The organism is Serratia marcescens subsp. marcescens ATCC 13880 (assembly GCF_017299535.1).
GTDB lineage: Bacteria > Pseudomonadota > Gammaproteobacteria > Enterobacterales > Enterobacteriaceae > Serratia > Serratia marcescens.
In genome coordinates, this window is record NZ_CP071238.1 from 361,449 (window position 1) to 380,295 (window position 18,847).

Sequence of the window (18,847 nt, forward strand, 5' to 3'; positions counted from 1 at the left end):
GGGGCCGCAGCCCCGGTCGAAGCGTTACAGCATGACGCTGCCGAGCAGGAAGCCGAATACCACCGCGAAGATCACGCCCATAGTGCCGGGAATGAAGAACGGATGGTTGAACACGAAGCGGCCGATGCGCGTGGTGCCGGTATCGTCCATCTGCACCGCGGCGACCAGCGTCGGGTAGGTCGGCAGGATGAACAGGCCGGAAACGGCGGCGAAGGAGGCGACGGCGGTCAGCGGCGACACGTTCAGCGCCAGCGCCATCGGCATCAGCGCCTTGGCGGTGGCGGCCTGCGAGTACAGCAGCGCCGAGCAGAAGAAGAAGATCACCGCCAGCAGCCACGGGTGCGCCTGAATGACGCTGCCGGCCGTCTCTTTGATCCAGTCGATGTTGGCCTGTACGAAGGTGTCGCCCAGCCAGGCGACGCCGAGGATACAGATACAGGCGCTCATGCCGGCCTTGAAGGTGCTGGAGTTCAGCACCATGTCAGTGTCGACGCGGCACAGCAGGGTGGTCAGCGTGGCGACGCTCAGCATGATGATCAGGATGGCGTTGGTGGTGTTCATCAGCGGCTTGGCCACCAGGCCCAGGCCCGGGCTGTTGATGATGGCGTAGGCGACCACGCACAGCACGCCCAGCAGGAACAGCAGCACCGAGGTTTTGGCGCGCGGCTTGATCGCCAGCGCGTTGTTGCCGCGCAGGGTGATCAGACCCTCTTCCAGGCGTTTCAGGTACACCGGGTCGTTAGACAGTTTGGAGTCGAACAGCCAGGTCACCAGCAGCGACATCACCAGCACCGCGCAGAAGGTGGACGGGATCACCACCATCAGCAGATGCAGGTAGCTGACGCCGTGGCCTTCCATCACCGAAGACATGTACACCACCGCGGCGGAGATCGGCGAGGCGGTGATGGCGATCTGGGCGGAGACGACGGCGGTCGACAGCGGCCGGCAAGGTTTAATGCCCTGTTCTTTCGCCACTTCGGCGATCACCGGCAGCGCCGAGAGCGAGATGTTGCCGGTGCCGGCGAAGATGGTCAGGAAGTAGGTGACGATAGGAGCGAGAATGGTGATGTGCTTGGGGTTCTTGCGCAGCAGCTTTTCGGTCTGCTGCACCAGGTAGTCCATCCCCCCGGCGACCTGCATCGCGGAGATCGCCGCGATCACCGCCATGATGATGGAAATCACGTCGAAGGGAATGCTGCCTGGCTTGACGCCGATCAGCGCCAGGACCAGAACGCCCAACCCCCCCGCGAACCCGATACCGATACCGCCCAACCTGGCCCCTAAAAAGATGGCCAGCAGAACGATAACCAATTCTACGGCTAGCATAGTGTTTACTCCTTAAAATGAGAGAAATTGAAAATCAAACGTTAAAATTTTGTGGGCGCCGGAAAGTAAAAAGGCACGCTATCCAGAGGATTTAGCGTGCCTTTCAGGGCTACCGGGTAGGTCTGTTATTGTTCATTTTCATCCGTATAGCGTTTGGCTTTATAGGCTGGGTGCATCAGGTTCTCCACGGAGAAGATGTCATCCAGCTCGGCTTCGGTCAGCAGGCCGCGTTCCAGCACCACTTCGCGCACGCTCTTGCCGGTTTCGGCGCAGATCTTCCCGACGATGTCACCGTTGTGGTGGCCGATGAACGGGTTCAGATAGGTGACGATACCGATCGAGTTGAAGACGTAGTGTTCGCAGACTTCTTTATTCGCGGTGATGCCGTTAATGCATTTTTCCAGCAGGTTATAACAGGCGTTGGTCAGGATGTGGATCGACTCGAACATCGCCTGGCCGATCACCGGCTCCATCACGTTCAACTGCAGCTGGCCCGCTTCGGCCGCCATGGTAACGCAAGTGTCGTTGCCAATCACCTTGAAACACACCTGATTGACCACTTCCGGCACCACCGGGTTCACTTTGGCCGGCATGATGGACGATCCCGCCTGCAGCTCCGGCAGGTTGATTTCGTTCAGGCCGGCGCGCGGGCCGGAGGAGAGCAGGCGCAGGTCGTTGCAGATTTTGGACAGTTTCACCGCCAGGCGTTTGAGCGCGCTGTGCACCATCACGTAGGCGCCGCAGTCGGAGGTGGCCTCGATCAGGTCTTCCGCCGGCACCACCGGCAGGCCGCTGACTTCCGCCAGTTTTTGCACCGCCAGCGGCTGATAGCCTTCCGGAGTGTTGAGCGCGGTGCCGATGGCGGTGGCGCCCAGGTTCACTTCCAGCAGCAGCTCCGCGGTGCGGTGCAGGTTGCGGGTCTCTTCATTCAGCAGCACGCTGAAGGCGTGGAATTCCTGGCCGAGGGTCATTGGCACCGCGTCCTGCAGCTGGGTGCGGCCCATTTTCAGAATGGTTTCGAACTCTTTCGCCTTGCGATCGAAGCCTTCGCGCAGCTGGTTGATGGCGTCGATCAGTTTCTGGTTGGAGGCGTACACCGCGATGCGGAATCCGGTCGGGTAGGCGTCGTTGGTGGACTGGCATTTATTGAGGTGATCGTTCGGATTCAGGTACTGGTATTCGCCTTTTTGATGGCCCATCAGCTCCAGGCCGATGTTCGCCAGCACTTCGTTGGTGTTCATGTTCAGCGAGGTGCCCGCGCCACCCTGGAATACGTCCACCGGGAACTGATCCATGCACTTGCCTTTATCCAGCACCTCGTCGCAGGCCTGGATGATCACGTCGGCGATTTTGCGCGGGATGGTTTTGAGTTCTTTGTTGGCCATCGCCGCGGCCTTTTTCACCATCACCATGCCGCGAACGAACTCGGGGACATCGCTGATTTTGCTGTTGCTGATGTAGAAGTTTTCAATCGCACGCAGAGTGTGAACTCCGTAGTAAGCGTCTGCGGGGACTTCACGTGTTCCTAACAGGTCTTCTTCGATACGAATGTTGTTTGACATGAGAACCTTCTCTATGTGTTGCTGCCGAATTAATAATTTGTCAGGTCAAGGCTAAAGGGCACAGCCTAAATTAATATTGCCGAAGGCTTGGGGCGTGAAACGATTAACCAAATCGCCCGTTGCTGCCCAGATCATATGCTGGTTGATAAGAAATGACTGAATCCAGATCACCTTATGGCGTTTAAGGATATGCCCTTTTCCGGTTCTGTGACTTCTTTCACGTTTGTGAACTTTAGCAATAAAAACCGGCTCTCGGTTGAAATGGTGGGGGGATGCCCTCATTGTAATGGTGTCGGCCGTTTACGGCCTCTTTTTTCGCGCCGTCGCCCCCGTGGCGGCCGCGCTTTACCTACCGATAGGAGAACCAGGTGCGCTGGTTACCGCTACTGCTGATATTTCTGCTGGCTTACATAGAAATATCCATCTTTATCAAAGTCGCCGCCGTGCTCGGCGTGGCTGTCACCCTGTTGCTGGTGGTGTTCAGCTCCTGCGTCGGCATTTCGCTGGTGCGCAATCAGGGCATGAAAACCTTCGTCCAGATGCAGCAAAAACTGGCGGCCGGCGAAAGCCCGGCGGCGGAAATGGTGAAAAGCGTTTCGCTGGTGCTGGCGGGCTTCCTGCTGCTGATTCCGGGCTTCTTCACCGACTTCCTCGGCCTGCTGCTGCTGCTGCCGCCAGTGCAAAAATCGCTGACGCTGAAGCTGATGCCGCATCTGTCGGTGTATCGCCCCGGCGGTTGGACGGGCGGCGACGCCGCCAACGGCAACACCTTTGACGGCGAATTCCAGCGTAAGGACGACGAGCGCCCGGTGCTGGAACACCGCCCGGACGAGGATCGCAAACCTCACGATCGTTAAGCAAACGCGGCCCAGGCCGCGTTTTTCATCTCTGCGGCACTCGCCGAACCAAAAATGCGAAATTTTTTTCGTTAGCCCCCTTGAAGGGGGCTGGAACGCCCCCATCTCAAATGCCACGAGGCCGGTAATAACAACCATCCGGTGTACAACCCTAAATCTGATAGAGACCTTCTTACAGGAGAGCGTTCAATGAGTATTCGTCCATTGCATGACCGCGTTATCGTCAAGCGCAAAGAAGTTGAATCAAAATCTGCTGGCGGCATCGTCCTGACTGGCTCTGCTGCGGGTAAATCCACTCGCGGTGAAGTGGTTGCAGTGGGTAAAGGGCGTGTGCTGGAAAACGGCAACATCCAACCGCTGGATGTGAAAGTTGGCGATATCGTGATTTTCAACGACGGCTACGGCGTGAAAGCAGAGAAGATCGACAATGAAGAAGTGTTGATCATGTCCGAAAGCGACATTCTGGCAATTGTTGAAGCGTAATTGCGCTTTATCTTCTGAACTGAACGAGTTGAAGGGAAATACCAATGGCAGCTAAAGACGTAAAATTCGGCAATGACGCTCGCGTGAAAATGCTCCGCGGCGTGAATGTTCTCGCTGATGCAGTAAAAGTGACCCTGGGCCCGAAAGGCCGCAACGTAGTGCTGGATAAATCTTTCGGCGCGCCGACCATCACCAAAGACGGCGTTTCCGTTGCGCGTGAAATCGAACTGGAAGACAAGTTCGAGAACATGGGCGCACAGATGGTGAAAGAAGTGGCCTCCAAAGCGAACGACGCGGCGGGCGACGGCACCACCACTGCAACCGTACTGGCTCAATCCATCATCACCGAAGGCCTGAAAGCGGTTGCTGCAGGCATGAACCCGATGGATCTGAAGCGCGGCATCGACAAAGCGGTTGTCGCTGCGGTTGAAGAACTGAAAAAACTGTCCGTGCCTTGCTCCGACTCCAAAGCTATCGCTCAGGTCGGCACCATCTCCGCCAACTCCGACGAAACCGTGGGTAAACTGATCGCGGAAGCGATGGAGAAAGTGGGCAAAGAAGGCGTTATCACCGTTGAAGAAGGCACCGGCCTGCAAGACGAACTGGACGTGGTTGAAGGTATGCAGTTCGACCGCGGTTACCTGTCCCCATACTTCATCAACAAGCCGGAAACCGGTTCTGTTGAGCTGGAAAGCCCGTTCATCCTGCTGGCTGACAAGAAGATCTCCAACATCCGCGAAATGCTGCCGGTGCTGGAAGCCGTTGCCAAAGCAGGCAAACCGCTGCTGATCATCGCTGAAGACGTTGAAGGTGAAGCGCTGGCGACCCTGGTGGTCAACACCATGCGCGGCATCGTGAAAGTGGCTGCCGTTAAGGCGCCTGGCTTCGGCGACCGTCGTAAAGACATGCTGCAGGACATCGCTACCCTGACTGCCGGTACCGTTATCTCTGAAGAGATCGGTCTGGAGCTGGAAAAAGCCACCCTGGAAGACCTGGGCCAGGCGAAACGCGTTGTCATCAACAAAGACACCACCATCATCATCGATGGCGTGGGCGACGAAGCGACCATCCAGGGCCGCGTTGCTCAGATCCGTCAGCAGATCGAAGAAGCGACCTCTGACTACGATCGTGAAAAACTGCAGGAGCGCGTAGCGAAACTGGCCGGCGGCGTTGCCGTTATCAAGGTTGGCGCAGCGACTGAAGTTGAAATGAAAGAGAAGAAAGCACGCGTTGAAGACGCCCTGCACGCGACCCGCGCTGCAGTGGAAGAAGGCGTGGTTGCCGGCGGTGGCGTCGCGCTGATCCGCGTTGCAGGCAAAATCGCCGCGCTGAAAGGCGACAACGAAGACCAGAACGTGGGTATCAAAGTTGCGCTGCGCGCGATGGAAGCCCCTCTGCGTCAGATCGTGGTCAACGCCGGTGAAGAAGCTTCCGTTATCGCCAACCAGGTGAAAGCGGGCGAAGGCAGCTACGGCTACAACGCTTACTCTGAAGAATACGGCGATATGATCGCGATGGGTATCCTGGATCCAACCAAAGTGACCCGTTCTGCTCTGCAGTACGCGGCTTCCGTGGCTGGCCTGATGATCACAACCGAATGCATGGTCACCGACCTGCCGAAGGCTGACGCACCGGATCTGGGCGCAGCAGGTGGCATGGGTGGCATGGGCGGTATGGGCGGCATGATGTAATCATCCCCCACACGCTTGTGTGCTGAGAACCCCGGTCAAGTGACCGGGGTTTTTTTATGCCTGAGCGCCGCCGCACTGTATTTGATGATATTTTTGCCGCCGGAGGCGATTTAACTGGTAAACTGGTAAGTCATCAGCTGTCGCTCAAGACGTTGGCCCGCTAGCCGTGGCAACGGATGCTTAAGAGATGGCATCGCTTTCTGATAAGCTTTTGCGTAATTCTCAACATCGAATGGGGAACAAGATGCGGATTAAAGCCTTACTGGGTCTTTCGGCAGCGATGCTGCTGGCGGGTTGCAGCACCACTCATGAACTGACCGCTGCGGGTCAGCAGATCAAGTTCACCGACAGCAAGCCGGCGGCGGAATGCCAGCTGCTGGGGGAAGTGACCGGCACCCAGAGCAACTGGCTGTCCGGCAACGGCGGTGAGGGCAGCTCCATGCGCGGTGCGGCCAACGATCTGCGCAACAAGGCGGCGGCGATGGGCGGCAACGTCATTTACGGCGCCAACAGCCCAAGCCAGAACCTGCTCTCCAGCTTCGCGCCGCTGGACAGCAAAATGGTCGGCCAGGTTTACAAGTGCCCGTAAGGCGCTGAGGCCAAACGCCGCACAGAGATAAAAAAAGAGGAATGCCACGGCATTCCTCTTTTCGTTCCATCGGGCCATGTGGCGCGCGTCATTCCTGCATCAGGCGCAGGTCGATCGGCGTTTTGCTCGGTTCGCCGCCCACTTCACGCGTCAGGCGCGGCACCAGATAACCGGACACCTTGCTCAGCAGCGCCTGCATGATGACGCGCGCTTCATCGTCGCTGACCATGAAGTGCGCCGCGCCCTGCACCTTGTCCAGCACGTGGATATAGTAGGGCAGGATGCCGGCGTCGAACAGCGCGTTGCTGAGCGCCGCCAGCGTGTCGGCATCGTCGTTGACGTCGCGCAGCAGCACGCTTTGGTTGAGCAGCGTGACGCCGGCGAGGCGCAGCTGGGCCATGGCGCTCCGCAGCTCGCGGTCGATTTCGTTGGCGTGGTTGATGTGCGTGACCATCAGCACCTGCAGGCGCGAGGCTGACAGCAGACGGCACAGCGCCGGCGTAATGCGCGCCGGGATCACCACCGGCAGACGGGTGTGAATGCGCAGGCGTTTCAGGTGCGGGATGGCCTCCAGTTCGCCGACCAGCCACTCCAACTCGCTGTCTTTGGCCATCAGCGGGTCGCCGCCGGAAAAAATGATCTCGTCGAGTTCCGGGTGTTGGCGGATATAATCCAGCGCCTGCCGCCAGTTGTTCTTGTTGCCCTGATTATCCTGATAGGGGAAGTGGCGGCGGAAGCAGTAACGGCAGTTGACCGCACAGCCGCCTTTGACCAGCAGCAGCGCGCGATTGCGGTATTTGTGCAGCAGTCCCGGCACCACGCTGCGCTGCTCATCGAGCGGATCGGTGGTGAACCCTGGGGCGTTGATGAACTCTTCTCTGGCGGTCAGCACCTGGCGCAGCAGCGGGTCGTTGGCATCGCCGGGGCGCATGCGCGCAGCGAAGGCGCGCGGCACGCGCAGGGCAAACAGCCGGCGGGCATCGCGCCCCTGCGGCAGTTCCGGATGCGTATTCAGTGACAAAAGCTGCAGTAATTCATCGGGATCGGTAATAACATCGGCGAGTTGATGCAACCAATCTTCTCTATGTGCCGTACTTTGGGTTATAATGTGTGCCATTTTTTTGGCTAAGCTACCAGTTCAAATATTCAGAGGGCCATCATGGCGACTTATTCTAGCAACGATTTCCGTCCGGGTCTTAAAATCATGTTCGAGGGCGAACCTTACGCCGTCGAAGCCAGTGAGTTCGTTAAGCCGGGCAAAGGCCAGGCGTTTGCACGCGTGAAAATGCGTCGTCTGCTGACCGGCACCCGCGTGGAAAAAACCTTCAAGTCTACCGATTCTTGCGAAGGCGCAGACGTGATGGACACCAACATGAACTACCTGTACAGCGACGGTGAGTTCTACCACTTCATGCACCCTGAGTCTTTCGAACAGCATCAGGTTGACGGCAAAACCGTCGGTGACGCGGCCAAATGGCTGCAGGATAACGCAGAGTGCATCATCACCCTGTGGGATGGCCGTCCAATCGCCGTTCAGCCGCCGAACTTCATCGAAGCGGAAATCACCGATACCGATCCTGGCCTGAAAGGCGATACCGCAGGGACTGGCGGCAAGCCGGCGACCCTGAGCACCGGCGCCGTGGTGAAAGTGCCGTTGTTCGTCCAGATCGGCGAAGTGATCAAGGTTGACACTCGCTCTGGCGAATACGTCTCTCGCGTTAAATAAGTTTCAAAACAGAGGAACCCTGGCGGTTCCTCTGTTTTACCCCATCCCCGTTCGTTGGCAGAAAATCCGCATGTTCAAGAAAACGTTGTTGGCCGTGCTCTCCCTGTTGTTCCTTTTCTCCCTCAGCAGTTGCAATACGTTTCGCGGTTTCGGCGAAGACGTTCAGCATCTCGGCGGCGCCATTTCGCGCACGGCCAGCTGACCCGGCCCTTAACCCGATGTATTCGCGCCACAAAGCCGGTGGCGATTCCACTCTCTGCGCCAATTTTGACTACGCTTAGAAAGCCGTACTTTTTCATCAACGACAAATAAGGACTTTCTTATGCTGAAGAAAAGTATTATCGCGATCTTCTCTTTGATGATTTTGAGCTCGCTGACCGCCTGCAACACCACCCGCGGCGTGGGTGAAGACATTCAGGCCGGCGGCAAGGCCATTCAGCGCAGCGCGGAGTAATCCGTTCTCCACCCGGCGGCGTTCCCGCTGCGGAGGGCCGCCGCATTTCCACCTCTTGCCTGCGCGTTCACGCTGTTGCTATTCTGCCGCAGTGCGGGTGAGGTTGCCCGCCATTCATCACTCAGCTGAACGGGACGACCCGTTTACGCGTCATTTTATCGGGGACGACCCCAGTGGTAGGGAGGCCGTCTCATGGCCTGGATTATTTTGCTTATCGCCGGTTTGCTCGAAGTGGTTTGGGCTATCGGTCTGAAATACACCCACGGTTTTACCCGGCTGACGCCGAGCATCATCACCATCGCCGCAATGGTGGTCAGCATGTTGCTGTTGGCCAACGCCATGAAAACGCTGCCCGCCGGCACCGCCTATGCGGTGTGGACCGGCATCGGCGCGGTGGGCGCGGCCATCATGGGCATGGTGTTGTTGGGCGAATCGACCAATATTGCGCGCATCATCAGCCTGTGCCTGATCGTGGTCGGCATACTCGGGCTGAAGTTCAGCAGTCACTGATCGGCGGACTGCTGCACCCAGATCAGCGCATCGGTGGCGAAACCGTAGCCCTTGGCTGTCTGCAATAAACGGTCGCGTACGCTGGCGTCAAGCGTCGGCGTGCGCGACAGGATCCACAGATAGTCGCGGTTAGGGCCGCAAACCAGCGCGTAGCGATATTCCGGATCCAGGGCTATCACGTTGTAGCCGCCATAGAAGGGACCGAAGAACGACACTTTCAGCGCCGCGACCTGCGGTGAACCGATAAAGTAGGCTTTGCCTTCGCTTTCTTGCCATTGCTGTTTTTGCGCATTGAAGCCGCGATTGATGACTTTCAGTCCGCCGTCGGCACGCGGGCCGTAATGGGCGGTCACCTGCTGCAAACCGCGTTCAAAACGATGATCCAGACGAGCGATCTCATACCAGGTGCCGAGATAGCGCTGGCTGTCGAAAGGGGTCACGACCTTGATGTCTTTAGGCGGGGAGACGCTGCAGGCGACGGAGAGCAGGGCGGAAAGCATGACGCTAAGCTTTGACCATAAACGCATCGGTGACTCCTGTTTACCGGGGGCGAGTAGACAGTGTAGCCGATGAGAAAAGGGCGGCCAACGGGCGTTGGCCGCCTGAGCGGTTTACAGCGTGACGACGCCGATGACGGTGACGACGCTGAGTATCGCCGCCAGACCGTAGAACACCCACTTGCCGGCTGGCACGTGGATCTTCAGATCGTGCATCGCATGGTGGATGCGGTGCAGGCCGCACCACAGCGGCAGAATGATCATCAGCAGCAGGAACAGACGGCCTATGAGGCTCTGGCAGAACGCCAGCACGCGCTCATAACCCAGCGCTTCACCGGGGAACAGCCCCAGCGGCAGCAGAATGCCGACCAGCAGCACGATGGCCGGCGCGACAATCGCGCCCCACATGCCGCCGGCGCCGAACAATCCCCAGAAAACCGGCTCGTCGGAGCGTTTAGGTGCTTGATTTATCATGATTCCTCCGGATTAGAACAGGGCCACGGCCAGGATGACCACGCTGACGACGATCGTGACGGCCCACAGCCCTTTCACGATGGGGCCCGGTCCCATTTTCTCGCTGTTGACCACGATATTGGCGGCCTTCGGCGCCAGATCGAACCAGGTTTTGGTGTGCAGCGCCGCCGCCAGCAGGGCGACGACGTTGATTAACAGCACCAGCGGGTTCTGCAAGAAGCCGACGAAGCCGGCCCAGCTCTCGGCGCCGCCCTTCAGCGCGAACACGCCGTAGAGCAGCACGATGCTGAACCAGACCGCCAGCACCGAGGTGCCTTCACGCAGCATGTAGAAACGGTAGAAGCCGAGCTTTTGCCACCAGGTGGGCGTCATGGTGCGCACATAGGGCTTACGTTGAGTTGTCATGGCAATTTTCTCCCTTATTGCGGCTTCAACATGGCGATCATGAAGTCTTTGGCGCTCTCCACCTTGCCTTGCTGGATAGCGGCGGCGGGATCGACGTGTTTCGGACAGACTTCGGAGCAATAGCCGACGAAGGTGCAGCTCCAGACGCCGTTTTGGCCGTTGAGCTGCGGCATGCGCTGTTTCTTGCCGTGGTCGCGGTTGTCCAGGTTATAGCGGTGCGCCAGCGTGATCGCCGCCGGGCCGATAAACTCGGGGTTGAGGCCGAACTGCGGGCACGCCGCGTAGCACAGGCCGCAGTTGATGCAGCCGGAGAACTGGTGGTACTTGGCCATCTGCGCCGGGGTCTGCACGTTCGGGCCATCCTCCGGTTTGCGATCGTTGCCGATGATGTACGGTTTGATCGCCTCCAGGCTTTCGATGAAGTGGGTCATGTCGACCACCAGATCGCGCTCGATCGGGAAGTTGCCCAGCGCTTCGACCTTCATGCCGCCGACGTAGTCGCGCAGGAAGGTTTTGCACGCCAACTTCGGCACGCGGTTGACCATCATGCCGCAGGAGCCGCAGATCGCCATGCGGCAAGACCAGCGGTAGGAGAGATCCGGCGCCAGGTTATCCTTGATATAGCCTAGCGCATCGAGCAGCGAGGTCTGTTCGTCGTAAGGCACGGCGTAAGTGACGAAATGCGGTTCGGCGTCGCTTTCCGGGTTATAGCGCATGACGTCGATCTTCAGGGTTTGCATCTCAGCCATTTGCCTGCTCCTTATTCTTTTTCTCCTGCGCTTCGGCTTCTGCGCCGTAGACGCGTTTGGCCGGCGGCAGCTTGGTGATTTTCACGTCGCTGTATTCGAGACGCGGCGCGCCCTGCGGGTTATGGAACGCCAGCGTATGCTTGAGGAAGTTGACGTCGTCACGCTCGGTGCAGCCTTCGTCCAGGCGCTGATGGGCGCCGCGCGACTCTTTGCGGTTAAACGCGGAGTGCGCCATACATTCGGCGACGTCCAGGCCGTAGCCCAGCTCGATGGTGTACAGCAGATCGGTATTGAACACGCTGGAGTTGTCGGTGATGTTGACGCGTTTGAAGCGCTCTTTCAGCTCGGCCAGCTTATCGATGGTTTTTTGCATCAGCTCCGGCGTGCGGTAGATGCCGCAGCCTTCTTCCATCGACAGCCCCATTTCGTCGCGGATCTTCGCCCAGTTTTCGTTGCCTTCCTGCTTCATCAGGTTGCTCAGGCGGGTTTCGACGTCGCGGGTTTGCGCATCCAGCGCGCTGCCGTTGGCCGGCGCGGTTTCCAGCGCGCGGCGCGCCGCGTGCTCACCGGCGACGCGGCCGAACACCACCAGTTCCGCCAGCGAGTTGGAGCCGAGGCGGTTGGCGCCGTGCAGGCCGACGGAGGAGCACTCGCCGACCGCGAACAGCCCCTTGATGCGGGTTTCACAGTTCTGGTCGGTTTCAATGCCGCCCATGGTGTAGTGCGCGGTAGGGCGCACCGGGATCGGATCTTTCACCGGATCGACGCCGACGTAGGCCTTGGCCAGTTCGCAGATGAACGGCAGCCGCTCCAGCAGCTTTTTCTCGCCCAGGTGGCGCAGATCGAGGTAAACCACGTCGCCGCGCGGGGTGGCGATGGTGCGGCCTGCGCGCCATTCGTGCCAGAAAGCCTGCGACACCTTGTCGCGCGGGCCCAGCTCCATGTATTTGTTCTTCGGTTCGCCCAGCGGGGTTTCCGGGCCCATGCCGTAGTCTTGCAGGTAGCGGTAGCCATCCTTGTTCACCAGGATGCCGCCTTCGCCGCGGCAGCCCTCGGTCATCAGGATGCCGGAACCGGGCAGGCCGGTCGGGTGATACTGCACGAACTCCATGTCGCGCAGCGGTACGCCGTGGTGGAACGCCATGCCCATGCCATCCCCGGTCACAATGCCGCCGTTGGTATTGTAGCGGTAAACGCGCCCGGCGCCGCCGGTGGCCATCACCACCGCGTTGGCGCGGATCTGCACGCGGGTGCCTTCCATCATGTTGAGCGCCACCAGGCCGCGCGCCTGGCCGTCATCCACCAGGATATCCAGCACGAAGTGCTCGTCGAAGCGTTGAATTTGCGGGTATTTCAGCGAGGTCTGGAACAGGGTGTGCAGCATGTGGAAGCCGGTCTTGTCGGCGGCGAACCAGGTGCGTTCGATCTTCATGCCGCCGAAGCGCCGCACGTTGACTGAGCCGTCCGGTTTGCGGCTCCACGGGCAGCCCCACTGCTCGAGCTGGGTCATCTCGCGCGGGCACTGATGCACGAAGTGATCGACCACGTCCTGCTCGCACAGCCAGTCGCCGCCGGCGACGGTGTCGTGGAAGTGGTAGTCGAAGGTATCGTGATCCTGAGTGACGGCGGCGGAGCCTCCCTCGGCGGCGACCGTGTGGCTGCGCATCGGGTAGACCTTAGAGATCAGCGCGATTTTCAGTTGGGGATTGGCTTCCGCTGCGGCTATTGCTGCACGTAAACCAGCGCCCCCGGCCCCAATAATGGCAAGATCGGCGTTAAAGGTTTGCACTGCATTCCTCCAATGTTCTTGTTAAGAACGGCAAGTTAAATATCTATGCTTAAAATTTAGCGAACTCTTCGGGTGCTAACTAATTGAACCGATTAATGTTGCTTAAAGGTTAAGGATAGATATCTCCCACCAATAATGGGGAATTAACTATACCTAAAGTTAAGTAGTCGAAATTTGATGTGATCGATTGTTTTGTCGATTAACGCTTGCCCAACAGGCTTGCCTGCCTTTTCGCGTGTTCGGCGTGCTTTACCCTTTTTAACGCGCTTTTGCCGCCCATTTGTCGGAAATTGGCGTTCTGGCCGGTTGCGCATCGTGAAGAATTTGTTTGGCTGCAAGGATGCGAGTAGACTGCATCCCCTGTTTGATTTCGGAGTTAATTACCATGAGCGAAACGGCAAGCTGGCAGCCTAGTGCACCCATCGCCAATTTGTTGAAACGCGCAGCGATTCTGGCTGAGATCCGGCGTTTCTTCGCCGATCGTGGCGTGCTGGAAGTTGAGACGCCCACCATGAGCCAGGCGACGGTCACCGACGTTCACCTGTTCCCGTTCGAGACGCGTTTCGTCGGGCCGGGGGCGGCAGAGGGCCTGACGCTATACATGATGACCAGCCCGGAATATCACATGAAGCGCCTGCTGGCGGCGGGCAGCGGCCCGATCTACCAAATGGGGCGCAGCTTCCGCAATGAAGAAGCCGGGCGGCATCACAACCCGGAATTCACCATGCTGGAGTGGTACCGTCCGCACTACGACATGTACCGCCTGATGAATGAGGTGGACGATCTGCTGCAACAGGTGCTGGACTGCGAGAGCGCGGAGACCCTGTCCTATCAGCAGGCGTTCCTGCGCCATCTGGACATCGATCCGCTGTCGGCGGAGAAGGCGCAACTGCGTGAAGCGGCGGCCAAACTCGATCTGAGCAACATCGCCGATACCGAAGAAGATCGCGATACGCTGCTGCAGCTGCTGTTCACCGTGGGCGTGGAACCGCATATCGGCCGTGAAAAGCCGGCGTTCGTTTACCACTTCCCGGCCAGCCAGGCGGCGTTGGCGGAGATCAGCACCGAAGACCACCGCGTGGCGGAGCGCTTCGAGGTGTATTTTAAGGGCATTGAGCTGGCGAACGGTTTCCGCGAGCTGACCGACGGCCGTGAACAACAGCAGCGCTTCGAGCAGGACAACCGCAAACGCGCGGAGCGCGGCCTGCCGCAGCAGCCGATCGATTACCGCCTGTTGGCGGCATTGCAGCACGGCATGCCGGAATGTTCCGGCGTGGCGCTGGGCGTGGATCGTCTGGTGATGCTGGCGTTGGGCGCCGAGAGCCTGAGCGAAGTCTTAGCCTTCCCGGTCGGGATCGCCTGACGTTTCAGGCGGTGAGAAAAGCAAAAAGGGTCGGCATTTGCCGGCCCTTTTTTTATTGCGGGAAACGCTTACAGCCCCCCGGCGTCACGCTTGGTGTTCGGCGCCGGCGTAGACGGAGGCGTGCGGCCGTTGTTGGTCAACCGCGACAGCGTCTCGGTGCGCACCTGGAACGGCGGGTACGGCAGCGTGATGCCGTGCTCGCGATAACCCGCCAGGATCAGCTGGTGGATCTCATGGCGCAGCGGCATGCGGTGGCCCATCTCGGCGGCGTAAATACGCATCTCGAAGATCTGGATGCCCTGCTGCAGATCGACCAGGTAAACCTCCGGCGCCGGGTTATCCAGCACCAGCGAGCAGCGCTCGGCGGCGTTCATCAGGATCTTGGTCACTTCTTCGCTGTTGGCTTCGCCCGGCGCCGGTACGGTCAGCACCACGCGGGTTAGGGTATCCGACAGCGACCAGTTGACGAACTGTTCGGTGATGAACGCTTTGTTCGGCACGATGATCTCTTTGCGATCCCAGTCCGAAATGGTGGTGGCGCGGGTGTTGATCTTGGTGACGGTGCCGGTCAGGTTGCGGATCGTCACGGTGTCGCCGATGCGGATCGGTTTCTCGAACAGGATGATCAGGCCGGAGATGAAGTTGGAGAAGATCTCCTGCATGCCGAAGCCCAACCCCAGACTGAGCGCGGTAACCACCCACTGCAGTTTTGACCATTCGATGCCGATCCAGGCGAAGCTGAGCACCGCGCCGAACAGCAGCAGCAAGTACTTGGTGATGGTGGTGATGGCGTAGCCGGTGCCCGGCGACAGATCCAGGTGCTGCAGCACCGCCAGCTCCAGCAGCGCCGGCAGGTTGCGCACCAGCTGCATGGTGATGATCAGCACCAGAATGGCGATCAGCACCGCGCCGAGGGTGATCGGATGGGCGGTCTCCACGCCGTTGACCGTCGAAGTCACGTCCCACAGCGAAATGTTTTCCAGGAAGGCGAACGCGGAGTGGATCTCGGACCACAGCACGATCACCGACACCAGCGCGATCAGCGTCAGGATCGATCGCACCAGCCGCAGCGACTGGGCGCTGATGGTGTCCAGATCGAAGTCCGAATCGTCCGGATCGATGGCGCCTTCGGTGCTGTTCGGGGTGTGCGAGGTTTCGTCTTCGCCGCGGGCACGCTGGGCCAGGATGTCGGCGCGGCGCTGTTTGGCGCGATCGAAAGCGATGCGCCGCCGTTGGATCAGCATCCAGCGGCGGATGATGTGGTAGATGACCAGCAGCAGGAACCAGATCGCCACCGAGGTTTCCAGGCGCGCCAACAGCGCCTGCGCGGTGGTGAGGTAACCGACGGTCGACGCCAGCGCCGCCAGCAGCGGCGCCGACAGCAACAGCCCCCAGAAGGCGCTGTTGAGCATGTTGTCGCCGGAGCCGTTTTTATCCAGATACAGCGGAATGCCGGCGCGTTTCAGGCTGTGGGTGACCAGCGCCAGCGCCAGACACAGCAGGATAAAGCACAGCCGCCCCAGGGTGTTGGCGAACTCGCGTTCTTTCAGGCTATCGAAGGTGATCAGCGCCATGATCAGCGGCACGATCAGCCAGATCGACATCTTGTAGTAGCGCATGGCGCGCGAAACCTGCTTCGCCGGCCAGCGGAAGTGCACGATGAACAGCCCCTGCGGGTGGGCGAAGGCGGCGCAGATCATGCAGATCCACAGGATCGGCAGCGTGGCGGTCACCCCTTTGCCGATCGCTTCCGCCACCGGGTAGTTCCAGGCGCTCTGCAGGCCATAACCGAGGGCGGCCCACAGCACCGGCAGCGGCATCGCCACCAGAATCGACCAGAATACGGTGCGCACCGTCAGGAAGAATTCGTCCTGCGTCACCTTGCCGACGCGGCTGCTGGCGCGCTCGAGGAAGGCGTGATAGTGCTTGCGCGAACTGATGCTGAAAATCACCAGCAGCAGGGCGCCGAAGATCGGGATCAGCGTTTCGCGGCTGGTCACCATCATCATGAAGGCGCCACCGAGCTGCGACAGCGTGTCCAGCGACAGGACGCGGGTCAGATCGTGCGCCACGTTGAGCGGATAAGAGAAGTTGATCGGATTGACGTCCGGCACCCAGAACAGATAGCGGTGGGTGGCGTCGCGGATCTCGTTCAACGCTTCGATCAGCTGGGTGTTGGCCACCTTCAGCTTGGTCAGCTCGAGGATTTGGGTGTCGCAACCGGACAGCAACGAGTTGAGCAGTTCGCGCTGGGTGCGCAGCTGGGCATCGACGATGCGCTGCTCCTGGTTGGTCAGCGCGCTGCCGTCGTCGCGCTTGAATTCGCGCTGCGACAGTTTTTCCAGCTGGTTTTCAAACTGCAGGCGCTGCACGCGCAGCTGGGCCATGTCGCCGTCCAGCTGTTGCGGCTTGGGCATTTCCGGCAGTGTCGCCACCTGGGCGCGCAGGGTTTCCCCCAGCGCCGACGACGAGCCGAGCCATTGGGCCTGTTCGATGATGGTGCTCAGCGCCTGGCGCACCTGCAGCGTCTGCGCCGCCGCCTGCCGCTGCTGCGACGAAATCAGATCCATGCGCTGCGCCTGGCTGTTCAGCGCGGCGGACAGTTCGCGGTTGATCTGCAGCTGCTGGCTGATGCTTCTTGGCAAATCGCCGTTCTGCTCGGCCAACTGCTCGGTTTTTTCCAGCGCCAGCTCCGCTTCGCGTTGGCGTTGGGCGTTGAGGTTGTTGCGCAGCGCCTGCAGCTGAACGTCTATTTTCTCGTGGCGCTTTTTATAGACCTCGGCGCGCATGCGCGCCAGCTCCTGACGGTTGTTGGCCGACAGCTGCGCCAGCTCCAGCTCGTCCACTTTGGCTTTGCGCGCCGCGGCTTCGGCCTGCAGCAGGGCCAGGGCGGCCTGCGCATACGGCGTGGTTGGGTTGGCGGGCTGCGCCTGCAGGCGGCGCTGCACTTCCGTCAGCGCACGGCGGGCGTCGGTCTGCTGCTGCGGCAGCTGGCCGAGCGAATCGCTGATTTCCCGCGTGCGATCCTGCTCTTGCTGCAGCAGGCGCGCCTGTTCCAGCAGCAGGCTGCTGGTTTGCAGGATCTGCTGTTCCAGCTCGGCGGCCGGCAGATCGTCGCCGTTCGGCAGGATCTTGTTGCTTTCCAGCACCAATTGACGGCGCAGTTCCTGCGTCATCTTCGGGAAATCGTCGATCACTCTCTGATACTGCTCGGAGCGAGTCTGCGACTCTTTGCGCTCCGTCAGCCAGTTGAGGGCGCTTTGCAGCGCCTCGGTGGTTTCCGCCTGATTCGGCGCGTTTTTGCTGCTTTCCGCCTGCTTCAGCTCCTGTTTGAGCTGGGTCTCGGTCGGCACGGGGGCGGCCAGCGCCGGTTGCCACAGCAGGCAACCGAGCAAAAGCGTGATGAAAAGGCGCACGGCGTCGATTCCTTTAGATCGGGGTCTGTGGTGTTTCAGCGGCGGCCGGGATTTCGGCGAAGGCTTCACCCATGCGGGTGACGGTGCCGTTATGCAGCTGCGGCGCGAACTGCACGCTGCCTGCGGTAAACAGGTTGATCACCGTGGAGCCGAGTTTGAAACGGCCCATTTCGGCGCCTTTTTCCAGCGCGATGGCGCCTTCTTCGCCGGCGGCCGGGTAGGTCCAGCGTTTGATGATGCCTTCGCGCGGCGGCGTGACGGTGCCGGCCCAGACGGTTTCGATGCTGCCGACGATGGTGGCGCCGACCAGGATTTGCACCATCGGCCCGATGTCAGTGTCGAAGACGCAGATCACGCGCTCGTTGCGAGCGAACAGGTTAGGCACGTTGGCGGCGGTGAGCGGGTTGACCGAGAACAGATCGCCCGGCACATAGATCATTTCGCGCAGTACGCCGGCGCACGGCATGTGTACGCGGTGATAGTCGCGCGGCGCCAGGTAGGTAGTGGCGAACAGGCCGTTGCGGAACGGCTCGGCCAACAGGTAGTTGCCGGCCAGCAGCGCTTCCAGGCTGTAGTGGTGGCCTTTGGCCTGGAAGATTTGGTCCTCGCGGATCGGGCCGAGCTGGCTGATGGCGCCATCGGCAGGCAGCGCCAGCCAGTTGGCGTCGGCGATGATCGGGCGCGCGCCATCGCGCAGCGGGCGCACGAAGAAGTCGTTGAAGGTGGCGTAAGACGCCAGGTCCGGGTTTTGCGCTTCCTGCATGTCCACGCGGTAGTAGCGGGCGAAGGTTTTGACCACCAGTTGGGTCAGCCAGCCGGCCCGTTTGTCGGCGCCCCAGCCCGCCAGGCGGGTCAGCGCCAGCTTCGGCAGCCAATATTGCAGTTTAATCTTGATGCTATCCAGCACGTTAACCTCGTGAATCAGGGTAAAGGGCGCGCATTGTAACGAGGGCCTC

General features: G+C 60.0%; 19 protein-coding genes. 9 read left to right on the top strand and 10 right to left on the bottom strand.

Translation table 11 applies throughout. From position 1 onward, the window contains the following. Positions 1-24 precede the first annotated feature (24 nt). The gene (locus J0F90_RS01635; protein WP_016929379.1) at positions 25-1,326 is read right to left on the bottom strand and encodes an anaerobic C4-dicarboxylate transporter; all 1,302 of its coding nucleotides are present in this window, start codon (positions 1,324-1,326) and stop codon (positions 25-27) included. 125 nt (positions 1,327-1,451) lie between these two features. Continuing rightward, positions 1,452-2,888 carry an aspartate ammonia-lyase gene (aspA, locus tag J0F90_RS01640; protein ID WP_004929659.1) on the bottom strand — a complete coding sequence of 479 codons (1,437 nt, stop codon included), beginning with the start codon at positions 2,886-2,888 and terminating at the stop codon, positions 1,452-1,454. A 368-nt stretch (positions 2,889-3,256) separates the two neighbouring features. On the opposite strand from aspA, the gene J0F90_RS01645 reads away from it, so the two are divergent. From J0F90_RS01645 to J0F90_RS01660, 4 genes are all read left to right on the top strand, one after another. Continuing rightward, on the top strand, positions 3,257-3,745 hold the full coding sequence (locus tag J0F90_RS01645; protein ID WP_004929660.1) for an FxsA family protein: 489 nt from the start codon (positions 3,257-3,259) through the stop codon (positions 3,743-3,745). 189 nt (positions 3,746-3,934) lie between these two features. Continuing rightward, positions 3,935-4,228 (top strand): co-chaperone GroES, encoded by a 294-nt coding sequence (locus J0F90_RS01650; protein ID WP_004929661.1) that lies wholly within the window; start codon positions 3,935-3,937, stop codon positions 4,226-4,228. A 44-nt stretch (positions 4,229-4,272) separates the two neighbouring features. After that, complete coding sequence (groL, locus tag J0F90_RS01655; RefSeq protein WP_033638928.1) at positions 4,273-5,919, top strand: chaperonin GroEL; 1,647 nt, start codon at positions 4,273-4,275, stop codon at positions 5,917-5,919. A gap of 244 nt (positions 5,920-6,163) precedes the next feature. Beyond that, a complete protein-coding gene (locus tag J0F90_RS01660) occupies positions 6,164-6,508 on the top strand; it encodes a DUF4156 domain-containing protein (RefSeq protein WP_025305007.1) in 345 nt (114 codons plus the stop codon). 88 nt (positions 6,509-6,596) lie between these two features. On the opposite strand, the gene epmB is transcribed toward J0F90_RS01660, so the two are convergent. Continuing rightward, positions 6,597-7,625 carry an EF-P beta-lysylation protein EpmB gene (epmB, locus tag J0F90_RS01665; RefSeq protein WP_028127561.1) on the bottom strand — a complete coding sequence of 343 codons (1,029 nt, stop codon included), beginning with the start codon at positions 7,623-7,625 and terminating at the stop codon, positions 6,597-6,599. Positions 7,626-7,667: 42 nt separating this feature from the next. Here epmB and efp point away from each other — a divergent pair, with 42 nt between their 5' ends. The 4 genes from efp to sugE all read left to right on the top strand — a co-directional run bounded on the left by efp (position 7,668) and on the right by sugE (position 9,198). Continuing rightward, positions 7,668-8,234 (top strand): elongation factor P, encoded by a 567-nt coding sequence (efp, locus tag J0F90_RS01670; protein WP_004929666.1) that lies wholly within the window; start codon positions 7,668-7,670, stop codon positions 8,232-8,234. 70 nt (positions 8,235-8,304) lie between these two features. Then, on the top strand, positions 8,305-8,436 hold the full coding sequence (locus J0F90_RS01675) for an entericidin A/B family lipoprotein (RefSeq protein ID WP_004929667.1): 132 nt from the start codon (positions 8,305-8,307) through the stop codon (positions 8,434-8,436). A 120-nt stretch (positions 8,437-8,556) separates the two neighbouring features. Continuing rightward, the gene (locus J0F90_RS01680) at positions 8,557-8,688 is read left to right on the top strand and encodes an entericidin A/B family lipoprotein (RefSeq protein ID WP_004929668.1); all 132 of its coding nucleotides are present in this window, start codon (positions 8,557-8,559) and stop codon (positions 8,686-8,688) included. Positions 8,689-8,880: 192 nt separating this feature from the next. Next, on the top strand, positions 8,881-9,198 hold the full coding sequence (gene sugE, locus J0F90_RS01685; protein WP_004929669.1) for a quaternary ammonium compound efflux SMR transporter SugE: 318 nt from the start codon (positions 8,881-8,883) through the stop codon (positions 9,196-9,198). Here the strand turns inward: sugE and blc are convergent. The 5 genes from blc to frdA all read right to left on the bottom strand — a co-directional run bounded on the left by blc (position 9,192) and on the right by frdA (position 13,112). Further along, on the bottom strand, positions 9,192-9,725 hold the full coding sequence (gene blc, locus J0F90_RS01690) for an outer membrane lipoprotein Blc (RefSeq protein ID WP_033638927.1): 534 nt from the start codon (positions 9,723-9,725) through the stop codon (positions 9,192-9,194). The two genes, sugE and blc, sit on opposite strands and share 7 nt — an antisense overlap. A gap of 84 nt (positions 9,726-9,809) precedes the next feature. Beyond that, positions 9,810-10,169: a fumarate reductase subunit FrdD gene (gene frdD / locus J0F90_RS01695; RefSeq protein ID WP_004929672.1), complete on the bottom strand. Its 360-nt coding sequence runs from the start codon at positions 10,167-10,169 to the stop codon at positions 9,810-9,812. A 12-nt stretch (positions 10,170-10,181) separates the two neighbouring features. Then, the gene (gene frdC, locus J0F90_RS01700) at positions 10,182-10,574 is read right to left on the bottom strand and encodes a fumarate reductase subunit FrdC (protein ID WP_025305010.1); all 393 of its coding nucleotides are present in this window, start codon (positions 10,572-10,574) and stop codon (positions 10,182-10,184) included. A 14-nt stretch (positions 10,575-10,588) separates the two neighbouring features. Then, positions 10,589-11,323, bottom strand: a complete 735-nt coding sequence (locus J0F90_RS01705) for a succinate dehydrogenase/fumarate reductase iron-sulfur subunit (protein ID WP_004929676.1) — start codon at positions 11,321-11,323, stop codon at positions 10,589-10,591. After that, positions 11,316-13,112 carry a fumarate reductase (quinol) flavoprotein subunit gene (gene frdA / locus J0F90_RS01710; RefSeq protein ID WP_033638926.1) on the bottom strand — a complete coding sequence of 599 codons (1,797 nt, stop codon included), beginning with the start codon at positions 13,110-13,112 and terminating at the stop codon, positions 11,316-11,318. Before frdA ends, J0F90_RS01705 begins: the two co-directional genes overlap by 8 nt. Before the next feature lie 385 nt (positions 13,113-13,497). On the opposite strand from frdA, the gene epmA reads away from it, so the two are divergent. Further along, a complete protein-coding gene (gene epmA / locus J0F90_RS01715) occupies positions 13,498-14,475 on the top strand; it encodes an elongation factor P--(R)-beta-lysine ligase (protein WP_028127564.1) in 978 nt (325 codons plus the stop codon). 68 nt (positions 14,476-14,543) lie between these two features. Here epmA and mscM read toward each other — a convergent pair whose 3' ends face one another. After that, positions 14,544-17,891: a miniconductance mechanosensitive channel MscM gene (mscM, locus tag J0F90_RS01720; protein WP_033638925.1), complete on the bottom strand. Its 3,348-nt coding sequence runs from the start codon at positions 17,889-17,891 to the stop codon at positions 14,544-14,546. A 13-nt stretch (positions 17,892-17,904) separates the two neighbouring features. Further along, positions 17,905-18,798, bottom strand: coding sequence for an archaetidylserine decarboxylase (gene asd, locus J0F90_RS01725; protein WP_028127565.1), 894 nt, complete (start codon positions 18,796-18,798; stop codon positions 17,905-17,907). Positions 18,799-18,847 lie beyond the last annotated feature (49 nt).